Raw genomic sequence first — 15981 nt, 5'->3', positions numbered from 1 at the left:
CACCTACGGTGAGCGGGAACGACAGAGGGAGTGGAACGCATCCATGGGCGAGTTGATCCTGATCCGGCACGGCGAGACCGAGTGGTCGCGGTCCGGGCAGCACACGAGCCACACCGACCTGCCCCTGACCCCCTTGGGTGAACGTCAGGCCCGCGCGCTGGCGCCCCTGCTCGCCGACCGGCAGATCGGACTCACCCTGGTCAGTCCTTCGGTACGCGCCCGGCGCACCGCGGAGCTCGCCGGACTCGCCGCACCCCGCATCACACCCGAGCTGCGCGAATGGGACTACGGCGGCTACGAAGGGGTGACCACCGACGAGATCCATCGCACCCGCCCCGAGTGGAACCTCTGGACCGACGGAGTCGCCCCCGGGCCCGAGGCGCACCCCGGCGAAACCCCTGGCGAGGTCGGTGCCCGCGCCGACCGGGTGCTGGCCGAAGTCGCGGAGGCGGCGAACCGGGACGCGGACGAGGACATCGCGCTCGTCGCCCATTCCCATTTCCTGCGCGTACTGACCGCCCGCTATCTCGGCCTGACCCCGGCCGAGGGCGCGCTGTTCCAGCTCGCCACGGGGGCCGTCTCCCGGCTCGGCACCGAGCACGGTCAGACGGTCATGACGGCGTGGAATGTGACATTGCCCGAGAGCCTGTTCCCCCGGGCTGTTCCGGATGCCCCGGAGCGGGACTGAGACCTGCGCGGTCGTGCCGGTGATCCGTCACCCGTCACCCGTTACCGGTCACCGGTCACCCGTTACCGGTCACCCGTCACCCGTCACCCGTCACCCGTCACCCGTCACCCGTCACCCGTCACCCGTCACCCGTCACCCGTCACCCGTCACCCGTTACCGGTCACGCGTCACGCGTCACGGACGGCCGGCACCTCGTGCAGAGGTACCGGCCGTCCCAAGGTGACGCGGCTGACGCCGGATATGGATCAGGAGAGCAACTCCAGCTCCGCGAGCGTCCCTTCACCGGCGAACACCAGTCGGTAGTGCGCGTACGAGCCCGGCGTGCTCACCGAGAACACCCTCGTCTGCTTGTCCCAGGCGAACGACTGGGCCGACCGCTTGTCGAGGTCCTTCCACGTCGTGCCGTCCGACGAGCCCTGGAGGACCCACCCCGTCGGGGCCTTGTCCGCCGCGCTCGATGTCAGCGTGTACTGGGCCGCATCCGTGGCCGATGACACCGGCAGGTCCACCGAGGTGACCGTCGCCGAGGTGGCCGACGTGTTGTCGAACAGGGCGCCCTCGCCCTTCAGCACGTCCGCCTTCGGCGATGCCACCTTGTCGTCCGTGGTGATCGAGGTCGGCGCCGCGTCCTTGCCGGTGCCCCACGACGAGGGCTTGGCGCCCATGTCGAAGTCCAGCACACCGCCCTTGGCCAGCAGGTCGTGCGGCAGTGAAGTCGAGGTCCACTTCTTGCCGTTGACCTTCAGGCCCTGCACATAGATGTTCTTCGAGCTGTTCTTCGGCGCCCTGACGACCAGGTCGTGGCCGTTCTCCAGATGGACCGTGGTCTTCTTGAAGAGCGGGGAGCCGATCGCGTACTCGCCACTGCCCATGACAAGCGGGTAGAAGCCGAGCGAGGAGAAGAGGTACCAGGCCGACTGCTCGCCGTTGTCCTCGTCGCCGTGGTAACCCTGGCCGATCTCGCTGCCCGTGTAGAGGCGGCCCAGGACCTCGCGGACCTTCTCCTGCGTCTTCCAGGGCTGCGAGGCCGCGTCGTACATATAGGTGACATGGTGCGCGACCTGGTTGCTGTGGCCGTACTGCCCCATCCGTACGTCACGCGCCTCCGTCATCTCGTGGATGACACCGCCGTACGAACCGACGAACTCGGGGCCGGCCGTCTCCGGCGTGGCGAAGTACGTGTCGAGCTTCTTCGCCAGGCCGGCGCGCCCGCCGTACAGGTTCGCCAGGCCCCGGCTGTCCTGCGGGGCCGTGAAGGCATAGCCCCAGCCGTTCGTCTCCGTGTAGTCGTAGCCCCAGACCCGCGGGTCGTACTGGTCCGACGGGAGCCGCCAGTCGCCCTTGGCGTCCTTGCCCTGGAAGAAACCGGCCTTGCTGTCGAAGAGGTCGACGTAGTTGCGGGCGCGGTTCAGGAAGTAATCGGACTCCTCCTTGTACCGCTCCTTCTTCGTCTTCTTGTAGAGCGCCCGGCCCATCTGCGCGATGCCGTAATCGTTGAGGTAGCCCTCCAGGGACCAGGACAGGCCCTCGTGCGTGGAGGTGTTCGCGTAGCCGACGAACGGGGACGTCTCCATGCCCTTGCGGCCGACGCCCGAGGACGGCGGGACCACGGTGGCGTTCTTCAGGGCCGCGTCGTACGCCGCCTCGGCGTCGAACTTCACGCCCTTGACATAGGCGTCCGCGAACGCGACATCCGATGAGGTTCCGGTCATCAGATCGGAGTAGCCGGGGGACGACCAGCGGGAGATCCAGCCGCCGTCCTTGTACTGCTGGACGAAGCCGTCCACCATCTCGCCGGCCTTGTCCGGCGTGAGGAGGGAGTACGCGGGCCACGTCGTCCGGTAGGTGTCCCAGAAACCGTTGTTGACGTACACCTTGCCGTCGACGATCTTCGCGCCCGTGTGGGTCGGGGTGTCGGAGCCGACCTGCGGGGAGAAGGGGCTGGCGTACTTGTCCTTGCCGGCGACCTTCTCGAAGCCCGAGTTCGGGTACAGGTACAGCCGGTACAGGCTGGAGTACAGGGTGGTCAGCTGGTCGGCCGTGGCGCCCTCGACCTCCACCTTGCCCAGGATGTCGTCCCAGGCCTGCTGCGCCCGGTCCTCGACCCGGCCGAAGGAGCGGGAGCCGGGGATCTCGGCGGCGAGGTTCTGCTTCGCCTGGTCGATGCTGATCAGTGAGGTCGCCAGGCGCAGGTTGACGGTGCGGTCCTTGCCCGCGTCGAAGCGGAGGTAGCCCGTGACATCGTCGCCACCGCCGCCGGACAGCTTGCCGCTCGCGGTGACCGGCGCGTCGAAGACGCCGTAGACGAAGAGCCGGGTGGCGCCGGTCGATCCGCCGCTCTTCACATCGGAGAAGCCGGTGAAGGATCCGGTCTTCGGGTCGAGCGTGAGCCCGCCGTCGTTGGAGACGTTGTCGAAGACGATGGACGCGTCGTCACCGGGGTACGTGAACCGCATCCGCGCCGCGTGGTCGGTCGGCGTCATCTCGGCCTTGAGGCCGTTGTCAAATGTCACACCGTAGTAGTGCGGCTTCGCCGTCTCGTTCTCGTGGTGGAACGGCAGCGCACGCGCCGTACGGGAGGCGTCCGGGGTGCCGGAGACCGCCGACGGCATCAGCTGGAAGGTCTGCCGGTCGCCCATCCAGGGACTCGGCTCATGGCTGGCGCTGAAGGCCTGGAGGGTGGGCAGGTTGTCGTCGTTGTTGCCGCGCGCGTAGTCGTACAGCCAACTGGTCGATCCGGCGTTGGTGACCGGCGTCCAGAAGTTGAAGCCGTTCGGGACCGCGGTGGCGGGGAAGTTGTTGCCGCGCGAGAAACCACCGCTGGAATTGGTGCCACGGACCGTCGAGGCATAGTCGGACAGGTGCGAGCGGCGCTTCTCGGGTGCCTTCGGGGCGATCTTGATGTCGTCGATCCAGCCCTGGAACTTCGCCGGGCCCTTGGGGGAGTCGTACGCGACCAGGATCCGGTCGACGGTCTTGCCCGCCGCGACCGTGCCGATCGTCGAGTCGACCTTGTTCCACTGGTTGACGTACAGCCGCTTGGCATCGGCCTGGCCCTGCGGGGTCAGCAGACCGCCGTTGCTGTCGGTGGCCCGCAGATCGCTCAGATACGTGCCGTCCGTGAACGCCAGGTCCACCGAGACATGCGTCGCCGGGTAGGAGAGGTCCGTTTCGCCCATCTGGGGGTAGATCAGATAGGAGAGTGAGGTGTCACGGGTGACCGCCGTGTTCACATCGAAGATCTTGTTGTACGAGTAGGCCCGGCCGTCCGCCTTGTGCGTACCGGCGTACCGCAGGGCCTTCTTGCCGGTGAAGCCCGCGCCCGCCTTGGCGGTGGGGGAGCCGGACGGGCCGCGGTCGGTCTGGCTGCGCATCGAGTCGGGCGCCGGGACCGAGGTGTTGCCGTCGGAGAACTGGACGTCGGCGAGCTGGGTCGCGTCGGAGGCGCCGTTGTTCTTCGTGATCTGCAGGCGGTAGTGCTGGTATGCCGTGTCAGATGTGAAATCGTACGACTTCGTCTGGAACCGCTCGGTGAACGTCTGACCGGTCCGGGAGTCGAGGTCCTTCCAGTCCTTGCCGTCGGCGGAGCCCTGCAGGGTCCAGTCCTTCGGGTCGCGCTCGTCGTGATCATTGGCCGACGTCAGCGCGTATGTCACGACCTTCACCGGTTCGGTGAGATCGAACTCGACCCAGGCGGTGGGCTCGAAGGACAGCCACTTGGTGCCGGACTCCCCGTCGATCAGGTTCTCCTTCACCTCCCCGCCGCCGGTGTTCTCGTCACTGGCGCGGACATCTGTCACCTTGTCGGTGACATTGCCCGGTATTCCTGCGGAGAAGCCACCATCGACACCCGATGACCGCTTCTTTCCGTCAGGACCTTCTTCGACGGTGTTACGCCAGTCCGGCTGCTTTTCGTCCGTTTCGAAGGACGAACTGAATGTCCGTTCCCCCAAGGGGCTTTGGCCCTTTTCGCCTGTCCCGGCCGACTGAGCGGCGGCCACGGTGGGGGCTGTCACGACCAGAACCAGTGAAGCCGCGATCAGCGCGGCCGTACGGCTTTGTCTCTTGCGAGAACCATGTCGGGGCTGCATGCCGAGCCATTCCTCCCGAGAAAGTGCGCTTGGACAACGTTGTCATAGAGATACGCAAGGTCCAGTAGGGAGCCAAGTGCCAGGATGTGTCAAGGGTGTTGGGTGTGAATCGCCAGTCGAATCGACCGTAATGCGGAAATCGTTACACCCGGACCGGGGCGCACGGGGCCCAGGTATCCGCGAGGTCTCAACTCGGGAAAGACTGCTGCTCAACCTTGCATTCGATCTTGCTCAGGCGGCTCTGAGTGGACTATACCTGTCGGCGTCTGCACAGCTTTTTCCGGCGACGCGGACAAGGGGGACACGGGGGAACGGTCAAGGAGTGCACAACAAGTGCATCCGGTGCCCGATCTCCCGAAGCCCCCCACTGCACATGGCTAGCCTGAGATCAGCACTACCCAAGCGCAACTGACCGCGGTGGCGGGGCCCTTCGCCTGAGGCGAGTTTCGACGGGCGACCGGTACACACCGCCTGAGTCCTGTAGAAGGCGAGGACTTGAGCATGGGATCCACCTCCGCCCACAAGAATGAGGGCCTTGGCCGTCGCGATGTGATCAAGCGATCTGCCGCACTCGGTCTGATCACCGTTCCGACGATGAGCTTCCTGTCGGCGTGTGCGAGCAGCGACAGCGGCAGCGACAAGAAGGTCGAGAAGGGCAAGACCAGCAAGACGAACCCGCTCGGCGTCAACGAGACGGCCCCCCTTGAGGTGGTCATCTTCGACGGCGGTTTCGGTCAGCAGTACGCGATCGACGCAGAGAAGAAGTACAACGCGGCGTTCCCGAAGGCTCCGAAGGTCAAGCATGCCGCGACCCAGAAGATCCAGTCGCAGCTGCAGCCGCGCTTCAACGGTGGCACCCCGCCGGACCTGATCGACAACTCCGGCGCCGAGCAGATGGACATGGGTGTCCTGGTCGGCAAGAAGCAGCTGCTGGACCTGACGCCGCTGATGGACGCCCCGTCCATCGACGACCCGGCCAAGAAGGTCCGTGACACGCTGCGTCCGGGTGTTCTGGAGATGGGCCAGTTCGACGGCGACCCGGTCTGGATCATGTACTACGCGTACACCGTGTACGGCGTCTGGTACTCGCAGACCGCGCTCGACAACCTCGACGCGCAGTACCCCGAGAACTGGGACGACATGCTCGCCCTCTGCGAGAAGGCGAAGAAGAAGGGCATCGCCGGCTGGACGTACGCCGGTAAGTACCCGTACTACCTGCCGTTCTCGCTCTACCCGTTCATCGCCAAGATCGGCGGCCGGGAGGTTCTCGACAAGATCGACAACCTGGAGCCGAACGCCTGGAAGGACCCCGCGGTCAAGGCGGCGTTCGAGGCGTACTACGAGCTGTACAAGAAGGGGTACATCCTCAAGGGCACCCCTGGCCTGACCCACATCCAGTCGCAGACCGAGTGGACCAAGGGCAAGGCACTCTTCATCCCGAACGGTTCGTGGGTGGAGAACGAGGCGGCGCCGACCACGCCCAAGGACTTCAAGATGATGGTCGCGGCGCCGTCCAGCCTGGACTCGTCCGACAAGATGCCGTTCGGCACCATCTGGGCCTCCGGCGGAGAGCCCTTCGTCGTCCCGGCCAAGGCGAAGAACCCCGAGGGCGGCATGGAGCAGCTGCGCATCATGCTCTCCGAGGAGTCCTCGAAGAACTTCACCAAGCAGGTCAAGTCGCTCAGCGCCTTCAACGGCGGCACCGACGGTCTCACCCTGTCGACCGCCATGCAGTCCGGTGTCGACTCGCTGAAGAAGGCCGGCGACAACGTGGTGAACCCGCGTCTGCAGGACTGGTACGTGAAGCTTCAGAAGGAGCAGATCGGTGTCGCCGGTATCGGCGAGATGATGGCCGGCCGCGCGACCCCGGCGGAAGCCATCAAGAAGATCCAGGCCTTCGCCGACGCGGCGGCCAAGGACCAGTCCATCAAGCACTACAAGCACCAGTGAGCAACCGTCACCAGCGGCGGCACCCGCGGAAAGATCGGGGTCGGTAAACGATGCAGCATGGCAAGTACCGTTTCATTGTGGGGTTCTTGGTAGTCCCACTGGCGTTGTACGCGGTCTTCGTCATTTGGCCGTTCGTCCAGTCCATCTACTACTCGTTCACGGACTGGACCGGTCTGAGCCCGGACTTCAAGATGGTCGGGTTCGACAACTACACGAGGATGCTGAAGGACGACATCTTCTGGAAGTCGTTGCAGCACAGCGTGTTGCTTGTGCTGCTGCTGCCGCTGGTGACGTTGGGCCTGGCGCTGTTCTTCGCCTTCATGCTCAATGTCGGAGGCCGGCGGCGCAAGAACGCCGCGGTCTCCGGCGTGCGCGGATCGGGCTTCTACAAGATCGCCTATTTCTTCCCGCAGGTGCTCTCGATCGTCATTGTCGCCCTGCTCTTCCAGTTCGCTTTCAACCCCCGTGACGGGATGCTGAATGCGACGCTGAAGGGAATCGGTCTGGGTTCCATTCAGCCGGACTGGCTGGGTGACCCGAGTCTCGCGCTCGTCTGTGTCATGTCGGTGCTGGTCTGGTCGACGGTCGGATTCTTCGTCGTCCTCTTCTCGGCCGGAATGGCGTCCATTCCGAAGGACTTCTACGAGGCGGCGCTCCTCGACGGCGCCAACCGCTTCACGACGTTCTTCCGGATCACACTTCCGCTGCTCTGGGACACGGTGCAGTCGGGCTGGGTCTACATGGGGATCCTGGCCCTCGGCGTGGAGGCGTTCACCGCCGTACAGGTCATGACCGTGGGCCCCGGTGGTCCCGACTACTCGACCACGGTCCTTCCGCTGTACGTGTACCAGACGGCCTTCCGCGACGGGCAGGCCGGATACGCAACAACGATCGGTGTCGGACTGCTCATCGTCACCATGGCCTTCGCCGCCATCGTGATGCGGCTGGGCCGGCGTGATCGGCTGGAGTTCTGATGCTGCGATTGCCGGGAGACGACTCCCGGACCCCCAGCAGGCACCACAGGTCGGCCTCCGTGTCCGGCTCGACAGTACGAGGTGAGTACACGTGAAGACCACTGACACCCCTCCCGCGGCCCCGGCGGCGGCCCCGGTCCCCGTGACCAAGGCGCCCGCGCCCGTCGGCAAGGCGAAGAGCAGCGAGGGCCAGGTCCTCAATGTCTTCTCGCACGGTGTGCTGATCATCTGGGCGATCCTGGTCGTCATGCCGCTGCTGTGGGCGGTGATGGCGTCGTTCAAGACCGACGACTCGATCCTGTCGACGCCCTGGGCGCTGCCGGACAAGCTGCACTTCGAGAACTGGTCGCGCGCCTGGAGCCAGGCGCACATGAGCGACTACTTCTTCAACACCGTCGTCGTGGTGGGCTGCTCGCTCGTCGGCACGCTGCTGCTCGGGTCGATGGCGGCGTACGTACTGGCACGGTTCGACTTCCCCGGCAACCGTTTCCTCTACTACCTGTTCATCGGCGGGATGAGCTTCCCGATCATCCTGGCGCTGGTCCCGCTGTTCTTCGTCATGAACAACATGGGTCTGCTGAACACGCGGCACGGACTGATCATGGTCTACATCGCGTACTCGCTGCCGTTCACCGTCTTCTTCCTCACCTCGTTCTTCCGGACGCTGCCGAGCTCGGTGGCGGAAGCGGCGATGCTCGACGGGGCCTCGCACACCCGGACGTTCTTCCAGGTGATGCTGCCGATGGCGAAGCCCGGCCTGATCAGCGTCGGTATCTTCAACTTCCTCGGGCAGTGGAACCAGTACATGCTGCCGACGGTGCTCAACACCGATCCGGGCCACCGGGTGCTCTCCCAGGGGCTGGTCGAACTGGCCAACAGCCAGGGATACAAGGGTGACTGGTCCGGTCTCTTCGCCGGTCTGGTGATGGCGATGCTGCCGGTCCTCGCGGCCTACATCATCTTCCAGCGTCAGGTCGTCGCAGGGCTCACCGCGGGTGCGGTGAAGTAGCACACGTAACTCTTCGTACACAGACGAACCGCCCGTCGGCCATGTGCCGGCGGGCGGTTCGCGTGTGCGGGAGGCTGTCTCAGGTGCGGGCACTGTGCTCATCCGAGGCTTCGCATGCTCAAGGTCTTGACGGGGAGTGCCCCAAAACGCTCAGCTTAGAGTTCACATGTTAGAGAAAACGGTAGGAGTGAGAGAGTCGATGGAGACTCCGGGGTCGCAGACATCTCTGCATCGCGCCAACCTTGAGCGGGTTGTGCGCGCGGTACGCATGGCCGGCTCGCTCACCCAGGCGGAGATTGCACGGAGCACCGGCCTGTCAGCGGCCACCGTCTCCAATATCGTTCGCGAACTGAAGGACGGCGGCACGGTCGAGGTGACCCCCACCTCGGCGGGCGGCCGCCGGGCCCGCAGCGTCTCGCTCAGCGGCGACGCGGGCATTGTGATCGGCGTCGACTTCGGGCATACGCATCTGCGGGTGGCGGTCGGTAATCTCGCCCATCAGGTGCTCGCCGAGGAGTCCGAGCCGATGGATGTCGACGCCTCTGCGGCGGAGGGGTTCGGACGGGCGGAGCGGCTGGTCAAACGGCTGATCGAGACGACCGGGATCAGCCCGGACAAGGTGATCGGGGTAGGCCTCGGTGTTCCCGGCCCGATCGACGTCGAGTCCGGCACGCTGGGCTCCACGTCGATCCTGCCGGGCTGGACGGGCATCAACCCCAGCGAGGAGCTCGCGGGCAGGCTCGGTGTGCCGGTGTACGTCGACAACGACGCCAACCTCGGGGCGCTCGGCGAGCTGGTCTGGGGGAGCGGCCGAGGGGTCAAGGACCTCGCCTACATCAAGGTCGCCAGCGGTGTCGGCGCCGGTCTGGTGATCGACGGGCACATCTACCGGGGGCCGGGCGGCACGGCCGGCGAGATCGGGCACATCACGCTCGACGAATCGGGTCCGGTGTGCCGCTGCGGCAACCGGGGGTGCCTGGAGACGTTCACGGCCGCGCGATACGTCCTGCCGCTGCTCCAGCCCAGTCACGGGCCCGATCTCACCATGGAACGGGTGGTCCAGCTGGCCCGCGGGGGCGATCCGGGCTGCCGTCGGGTGATCGGGGACGTCGGGCGGCACATCGGCAGCGGGGTGGCCAACCTCTGCAATCTGCTCAACCCCAGCCGGGTGGTGCTCGGCGGTTCGCTCGCCGAGGCGGGCGAGCTGGTGCTCGCACCGATCCGCGACTCGGTCTCCCGTTATGCCATTCCCAGCGCCGCCAGGCAGCTTTCGGTGCTGCCCGGGGCGCTCGGCGGGCGGGCCGAGGTGCTGGGTGCGCTGGCCCTGGTGCTGAGCGAGATGGGGGATTCGACTCTTTTGGAGAGCACCGTGTCGACAGCCACCCCTGCCTTCACTTAGATAACGAATGGCACCGTTGTCATCTCGTTAAGGATTTACTCCTTGACGCTGGCGTCGCGGCCGAGTTGACTTCCAGCCACCTCGGCCGCAACGTTGCGGCCTCGTCAGGGAGGCAACCCCGCATGAACGCAACGACGCGACGCATTGTCATAGGCACGGCCGCAGTTTCGATGGCCGTCTCCCTCGCAGCCTGCGGCAAGGCGGGCGATGACAAGGACAGCGGCAGCGGTGGTGACAGCAAGACCATCGGTCTGCTGCTGCCGGAGAACAAGACCACGCGTTACGAGACGTTCGACCGCCCCATCATGGAGGCGAAGATCAAGGCGCTCTGCGCCGACTGCGACGTCAAGTACAACAACGCCGCGCAGGACACCGAGACCCAGAAGAAGCAGTTCGACGCGCTGGTCACTCAGGGTGTGAAGGTCATCATCCTGGACTCCGTCGACTACAAGGCCACCAAGTCCTGGGTCCAGCAGGCGGAGAAGAAGGGCGTCAAGGTCGTCGCGTACGACCGCCTCGCCGAGGGCCCGATCTCCGCCTATGTGTCGTACGACAACGAGAAGATCGGCCGTCTGCAGGGTGAGGCCCTGGTCAAGGCGCTCGGCGACAAGGCCAAGGACAGCAATGTCGTCATGATCAACGGCTCGCCGACCGACCCGAACGCCCCGTTCTTCAAGAAGGGTGCGCACAGCGTCCTGGACACGCAGGTCAAGAAGGTCGTCTACGAGCAGGACATCCCGGACTGGTCGCCGGACGAGGCGAACAAGAAGATGGGCGCGGCCATCGACTCCCTGGGCAAGGACGGCTTCCAGGGCGTCTACTCCGCCAACGACGGCATGGCCGGCGGCATCATCACGGCACTGAAGAAGCAGGGCGTCAAGGTCCCGGTCGGCGGCCAGGACGCCGAGCTCGCCGGTCTGCAGCGCGTCCTCGCGGGCGACCAGGCGTTCTCGATCTACAAGCAGATCAAGCCGGAGGCCGAGACCACCGCCGAGATCGCCGTCAAGCTCCTCAAGGGCGAGAAGTTCGACGGGCTGACCACCACCAAGGTCGACAGCCTCTCGGGCGAGTTCAAGGGCATCCCGTCGCGGCTGTACGACGCGTCGGTCGTGACCAAGGAGAACATCGGCTCCACGATCATCGCGGACAAGGTCTACAAGGCCTCGGACATCTGCACCGCCGAGTTCAAGGCGGCCTGCGACGCCGCCGGCATCAAGTAGGACCCGCAGAAAAGCGCCCCTCGGGCGCCCCTTGCCAGTCCGGCACCCGCCCCGTCAACGCCCCGCAAGCGGGGGCGGGCGCCGGACTCCTTCCCAGGTCCGGTCGTCGGACCGCCGCCGCCCCTTCGGGCGACGACGGCGGCCCGACGACGGGACCTGGGGGCACGCCGTCACACCGCCGTCTGTCGAGCGACGGCCCTGCGGGTCACGACAACGGTCCGACGACGGCCCCACCCCCTGTGCTCAGCAGCACCATCCCCGCCGGTCAGGCGGCGAAGGAGATGATTCACGTGTCCGCTACGCCCGTGCTGGCGTTGCGCGGAATCTCCAAGCGGTTCGGCGCCGTTCAGGCGCTCACCGACGTGGACCTGGAGATTCACCCCGGCGAAGTGGTTGCCCTGGTCGGCGACAACGGCGCCGGCAAGTCGACCCTCGTCAAGACCATTTCGGGCGTCCACCCGATCGACGAAGGCGCCATCGAGTGGGAGGGCGAGACGGTCCGGATCAACCGGCCGAACGAAGCCCAGGAGCTCGGAGTCGCCACCGTCTACCAGGACTTGGCCCTCTGCGACAACCTCGATGTCGTCGCCAACCTTTTCCTCGGCAGCGAACTGCGCAAGGTCTCCGTACTCGATGAGATCGCGATGGAGAAGCGCGCCAAGGAACTGCTGGACACGCTGTCCATCCGGATCCCCAGTGTCCGTATCCCGGTCGCCTCGCTCTCCGGTGGTCAGCGCCAGGTCGTGGCCATCGCCCGCGCCCTGATCGGCGACCCCAAGGTCGTCATCCTGGACGAGCCGACCGCGGCCCTCGGCGTCGAGCAGACCGCCCAGGTCCTCGACCTCGTCGAGCGGCTGCGCGAGCGCGGCCACGGCGTCATCCTCATCAGCCACAACATGGCCGACGTGCGCGCCGTCGCGGACAAGGTCGCGGTGCTCCGTCTGGGCCGCAACAACGGAGTCTTCGACGTGGCCACCACCTCCCACGAAGAGATCATCGCCGCGATCACCGGCGCCACGGACAATGCCGTCACGCGCCGCCAGGCACGCACAGCCACGAAGGAGGACGCGAAGTGAGCGACCTCGCCAAGACCCCCGGGACTTCCACCGAGAAGCCCGCCGCCACGGCACCGGCCGCCGAGCAGTCGGCAGCCCCGATCCCCGCCGTGGACCCGCGGCTCCTCATTCGCGAAGAGGGCTTCAAGGGCTACTGGTCGGAGTTCACCCGCAAGGTGCGCGGTGGTGAGCTGGGCTCCCTGCCGGTCTTCGTCGGCCTGATCGTCATCGCGATCGTCTTCCAATTCCAGAACAGCAACTTCCTCTCCGCCAGCTCCGTCGCCAACATCGCGGTCTACAGCTCCGGCCTCGGCATCATGGCGGTCGGCATCGTGTTCGTCCTGCTGCTCGGCGAGATCGACCTCTCGGTCGGCTCGGTCGCCGGCGTCGGCGCGGCCGTCTGGGCCGTGCTCAACGTCAACGACGGCTGGAACGAGTGGCTCGCGATCATCGCCGCCGTTCTCTCCGGAATGGCTCTCGGTGCGCTGCACGGCTTCTTCTTCGCCAAGATCGGTGTACCGGCGTTCGTCGTCACCCTGGCGGGCTTCCTCGGCTGGAGCGGTCTTCAGGACTGGATGATGGGCGGGGAAGGCTCGATCAACACGCCGTCCGGCAGTACCGTCGAGAACCTGACCAACTACTTCTTCGAGGACAAGGCCGCCGGATACGGTCTCGCCCTGGTCGCCGTCCTCGCGTACGCCGCCTCGCTCCTGGTGGACAGCCGGCGCCGCAAGGCCGCGGGCCTGCCTGCCCGTCCGACCACCGAGATCGTGCTCCGTACGGGCGTCGTCGCGGTCCTGTGCTTCGTCGTCGCGTACGTGCTGAACGAGCCCTCGGGCGCCCGCGGCCTGCCGCTGGCCCTGGTGCTCTTCCTCGCCGTGCTGGTCGTCGCGGACTTCGTGGCCCGCCGGACCACCTTCGGTCGCCAGGTCTTCGCGGTGGGCGGCAACCCGGAAGCGGCGCGCCGCGCCGGTATCAACGTCGACCGGGTCCGGATCACCGTCTTCGCGCTCTCCGGAATGCTGGGCGCCTTCGGCGGTCTCTTCATCGCGAGCCTGTCGGGCGGTGCCACCAAGAGCGTCGGCGGTGGCAACACGCTGATGCTGGTCATCGCGGCCGCCGTCATCGGTGGCACCAGCCTCTTCGGCGGCCGGGGCAAGGTCTGGTCCGCGCTGCTCGGCATGATCGTGATCCAGTCGATCCAGCAGGGTCTGAACATGATCGGTATGGCCAACGCCATTCAGTACATGATCACCGGCGCTGTTCTGCTGGCCGCCGTGGTCATCGACTCGGTCTCCCGTCGCACGCAGAAGACGGCAGGCCGCGCGTAGCATCGCGCTCGCCCGACCAGTGCCCGGCGCCCCGATTCAGGCGCCGGGCACTGTCGTGTGTCCCCGAGGGTGTGACAGCACACCCCCGCCCGATGCCTGCAACAGCAGACGGAACATTAGACTCATCGGATCGGCATGCTCGACCAGCTCAAACGCAAGGAGGAACGGGTGGCTCTGCTGACCCGCATCGGTGGACCGCGTGACCTGGACCGGCTCACTCCCGAGCAGCTGGAACAGCTCGCCGAAGAGATCCGGACCTTCCTCGTCGACGCCGTTTCGAAGACCGGCGGCCACCTCGGCCCCAACCTGGGCGTGGTCGAGCTGACCATCGCCCTGCACCGGGTCTTCGATTCGCCGAAGGACAAGGTGCTGTTCGACACCGGTCACCAGAGCTATGTGCACAAGCTCCTCACCGGTCGCCAGGACTTCTCGAAGCTCAAGAGCAAGGGCGGCCTCTCCGGTTACCCCTCCCGCGCCGAGTCCGAGCACGACATCATCGAGAACTCGCACGCCTCCACCGTGCTCGGCTGGGCCGACGGCCTCGCCAAGGCCAACGAGGTGCTGAAGAAGGACGATCACGTCGTCGCGGTCATCGGTGACGGCGCGCTCACCGGCGGTATGGCCTGGGAGGCGCTGAACAACATCGCCGCCGCCAAGGACCGCCCGCTCGTCATCGTCGTCAATGACAACGAGCGCTCCTACGCCCCCACCATCGGCGGCCTCGCCAACCACCTCGCGACGCTGCGCACCACCGACGGCTACGAGCGATTCCTGGCCCGCGGCAAGGACATCCTGGAGCGCACCCCGGTCGTCGGGAAGCCGCTGTACGAGACGCTGCACGGCGCCAAGAAGGGGCTGAAGGACTTCATCGCCCCGCAGGGCATGTTCGAGGACCTCGGTCTGAAGTACGTCGGCCCGATCGACGGCCATGACATCGAGGCCCTGGAGTCCGCGCTCCAGCGCGCCAAGCGCTTCGGCGGGCCCGTCATCGTGCACTGCCTCACCGAGAAGGGTCGCGGCTACACCCCCGCCCTGCTCGACGAGGCCGACCGCTTCCACGCCGTCGGCAAGATCCACCCCGACACCGGCCTCCCGGTCGCCACCTCGGGCCTCGACTGGACCTCCGTCTTCGGCGAGGAGATGGTCAAGCTCGGCAAGGAGCGCAAGGACATCGTCGCGATCACCGCGGCCATGCTCCAGCCGGTCGGCCTGACCAAGTTCGAGAAGGCGTTCCCGGACCGGATCTACGACGTCGGCATCGCCGAGCAGCACGGCGCGGTCTCCGCGGCCGGCCTCGCCACCGGTGGACTGCACCCCGTCTTCGCGGTGTACGCCACCTTCCTCAACCGCGCCTTCGACCAGGTCCTGATGGATGTCGCGCTGCACAAGTGCGGGGTGACCTTCGTCCTGGACCGGGCCGGTGTCACCGGCACCGACGGCGCCTCGCACAACGGCATGTGGGACATGTCGATCCTGCAGTGCGTGCCCACCCTCCGGATTGCCGCCCCGCGCGATGCCGACCAGGTCCGCGCCCAGCTGCGCGAGGCCGTCGAGGTCGACGACGCACCGACCGTGGTCCGCTTCTCCAAGGGCGCGGTCGGCCCGGCGGTCAAGGCCGTCGGCAGGGTCGGCGGCATGGACGTCCTGCGCGAGCCCGGCACCACCCGGCCGGACGTTCTCCTGGTCTCCGTCGGCGCGCTCGCCCCGATGTGCCTGGAGATCGCCGATCTGCTGGACGCCCAGGGCATCTCGACGACCGTCGTCGACCCGCGCTGGGTCAAGCCGGTCGACGAGGCCATGGCCCCGCTCGCCGAGCAGCACCGGGTCGTCGTCACCGTCGAGGACAACAGCCGGGCCGGCGGCGTCGGCTCCGCTGTCGCCCAGGCGCTGCGCGACGCCGGGGTGGACCTACCGCTGCGTGACTTCGGCATCCCGCCGCGCTTCCTCGACCACGCCTCCCGCAAGGAGGTCATGGCCGAGATCGGGCTGACCGCACCGGACATCGCCCGCCAGGTCACCGGCTTGGTCGCCAGGCTGGACGGCCGCTACGAGACGGGCGCGGACCGCAGCTCCGTGATCGAACCCGCCCGCGACTGACCCGTATGCCCCCGGTCCTCGCGACCGGCACGCGATACGCCAATGGGCCGGTCGGCCACCCTGTACGGGTGGTCCGACCGGCCCATTCGTGTGAAATCGCCCGGGGCGGAGCCCTTTGACGCAGGTGCGGTCCCAATCATGGCGTACACGACGAGTGCGTGGAGGTA

General features: G+C 66.7%; 10 protein-coding genes. 9 read left to right on the top strand and 1 reads right to left on the bottom strand.

Features of this window, described 5'->3' with window-relative positions; all coding sequences use genetic code 11:
• The first annotated feature begins 43 nt into the window (after nt 1-43).
• Nucleotides 44-688 carry a histidine phosphatase family protein gene (locus ACGFU7_RS26965; RefSeq protein ID WP_393698962.1) on the top strand — a complete coding sequence of 215 codons (645 nt, stop codon included), beginning with the start codon at nt 44-46 and terminating at the stop codon, nt 686-688.
• A gap of 245 nt (nt 689-933) precedes the next feature.
• Here the strand turns inward: ACGFU7_RS26965 and ACGFU7_RS26960 are convergent, their stop codons facing one another.
• Entirely contained in the window at nt 934-4779 is a 3846-nt protein-coding gene (locus ACGFU7_RS26960; protein ID WP_393698960.1) for a GH92 family glycosyl hydrolase, read from the bottom strand.
• Between the two features lie 501 nt (nt 4780-5280).
• Here ACGFU7_RS26960 and ngcE point away from each other — a divergent pair.
• The 8 genes from ngcE (at nt 5281) to dxs (ending at nt 15814) form a co-directional block, all read left to right on the top strand.
• Entirely contained in the window at nt 5281-6729 is a 1449-nt protein-coding gene (gene ngcE, locus ACGFU7_RS26955) for an N-acetylglucosamine/diacetylchitobiose ABC transporter substrate-binding protein (protein WP_393698958.1), read from the top strand.
• 50 nt (nt 6730-6779) lie between these two features.
• Entirely contained in the window at nt 6780-7703 is a 924-nt protein-coding gene (locus tag ACGFU7_RS26950) for a carbohydrate ABC transporter permease (RefSeq protein WP_393698956.1), read from the top strand.
• 91 nt (nt 7704-7794) lie between these two features.
• Nucleotides 7795-8712: a carbohydrate ABC transporter permease gene (locus ACGFU7_RS26945; protein ID WP_393698954.1), complete on the top strand. Its 918-nt coding sequence runs from the start codon at nt 7795-7797 to the stop codon at nt 8710-8712.
• A 199-nt stretch (nt 8713-8911) separates the two neighbouring features.
• On the top strand, nt 8912-10111 hold the full coding sequence (locus tag ACGFU7_RS26940) for an ROK family protein (RefSeq protein WP_393698953.1): 1200 nt from the start codon (nt 8912-8914) through the stop codon (nt 10109-10111).
• A gap of 122 nt (nt 10112-10233) precedes the next feature.
• Nucleotides 10234-11331, top strand: coding sequence for a substrate-binding domain-containing protein (locus ACGFU7_RS26935; protein WP_393698952.1), 1098 nt, complete (start codon nt 10234-10236; stop codon nt 11329-11331).
• 281 nt (nt 11332-11612) lie between these two features.
• A complete protein-coding gene (locus tag ACGFU7_RS26930; RefSeq protein WP_393698951.1) occupies nt 11613-12407 on the top strand; it encodes an ATP-binding cassette domain-containing protein in 795 nt (264 codons plus the stop codon).
• On the top strand, nt 12404-13717 hold the full coding sequence (locus ACGFU7_RS26925; protein ID WP_393698949.1) for a sugar ABC transporter permease: 1314 nt from the start codon (nt 12404-12406) through the stop codon (nt 13715-13717). Before ACGFU7_RS26930 ends, ACGFU7_RS26925 begins: the two co-directional genes overlap by 4 nt.
• Nucleotides 13718-13885: 168 nt before the next feature.
• The gene (gene dxs, locus ACGFU7_RS26920; RefSeq protein ID WP_393699160.1) at nt 13886-15814 is read left to right on the top strand and encodes a 1-deoxy-D-xylulose-5-phosphate synthase; all 1929 of its coding nucleotides are present in this window, start codon (nt 13886-13888) and stop codon (nt 15812-15814) included.
• The last annotated feature ends 167 nt before the right edge of the window (nt 15815-15981 follow it).

The sequence above is a fragment of the Streptomyces sp. NPDC048473 genome, from assembly GCF_043200155.1.
Lineage (GTDB): Bacteria > Actinomycetota > Actinomycetes > Streptomycetales > Streptomycetaceae > Streptomyces.
This window is presented reverse-complemented; position numbering and strand designations above follow the sequence as displayed.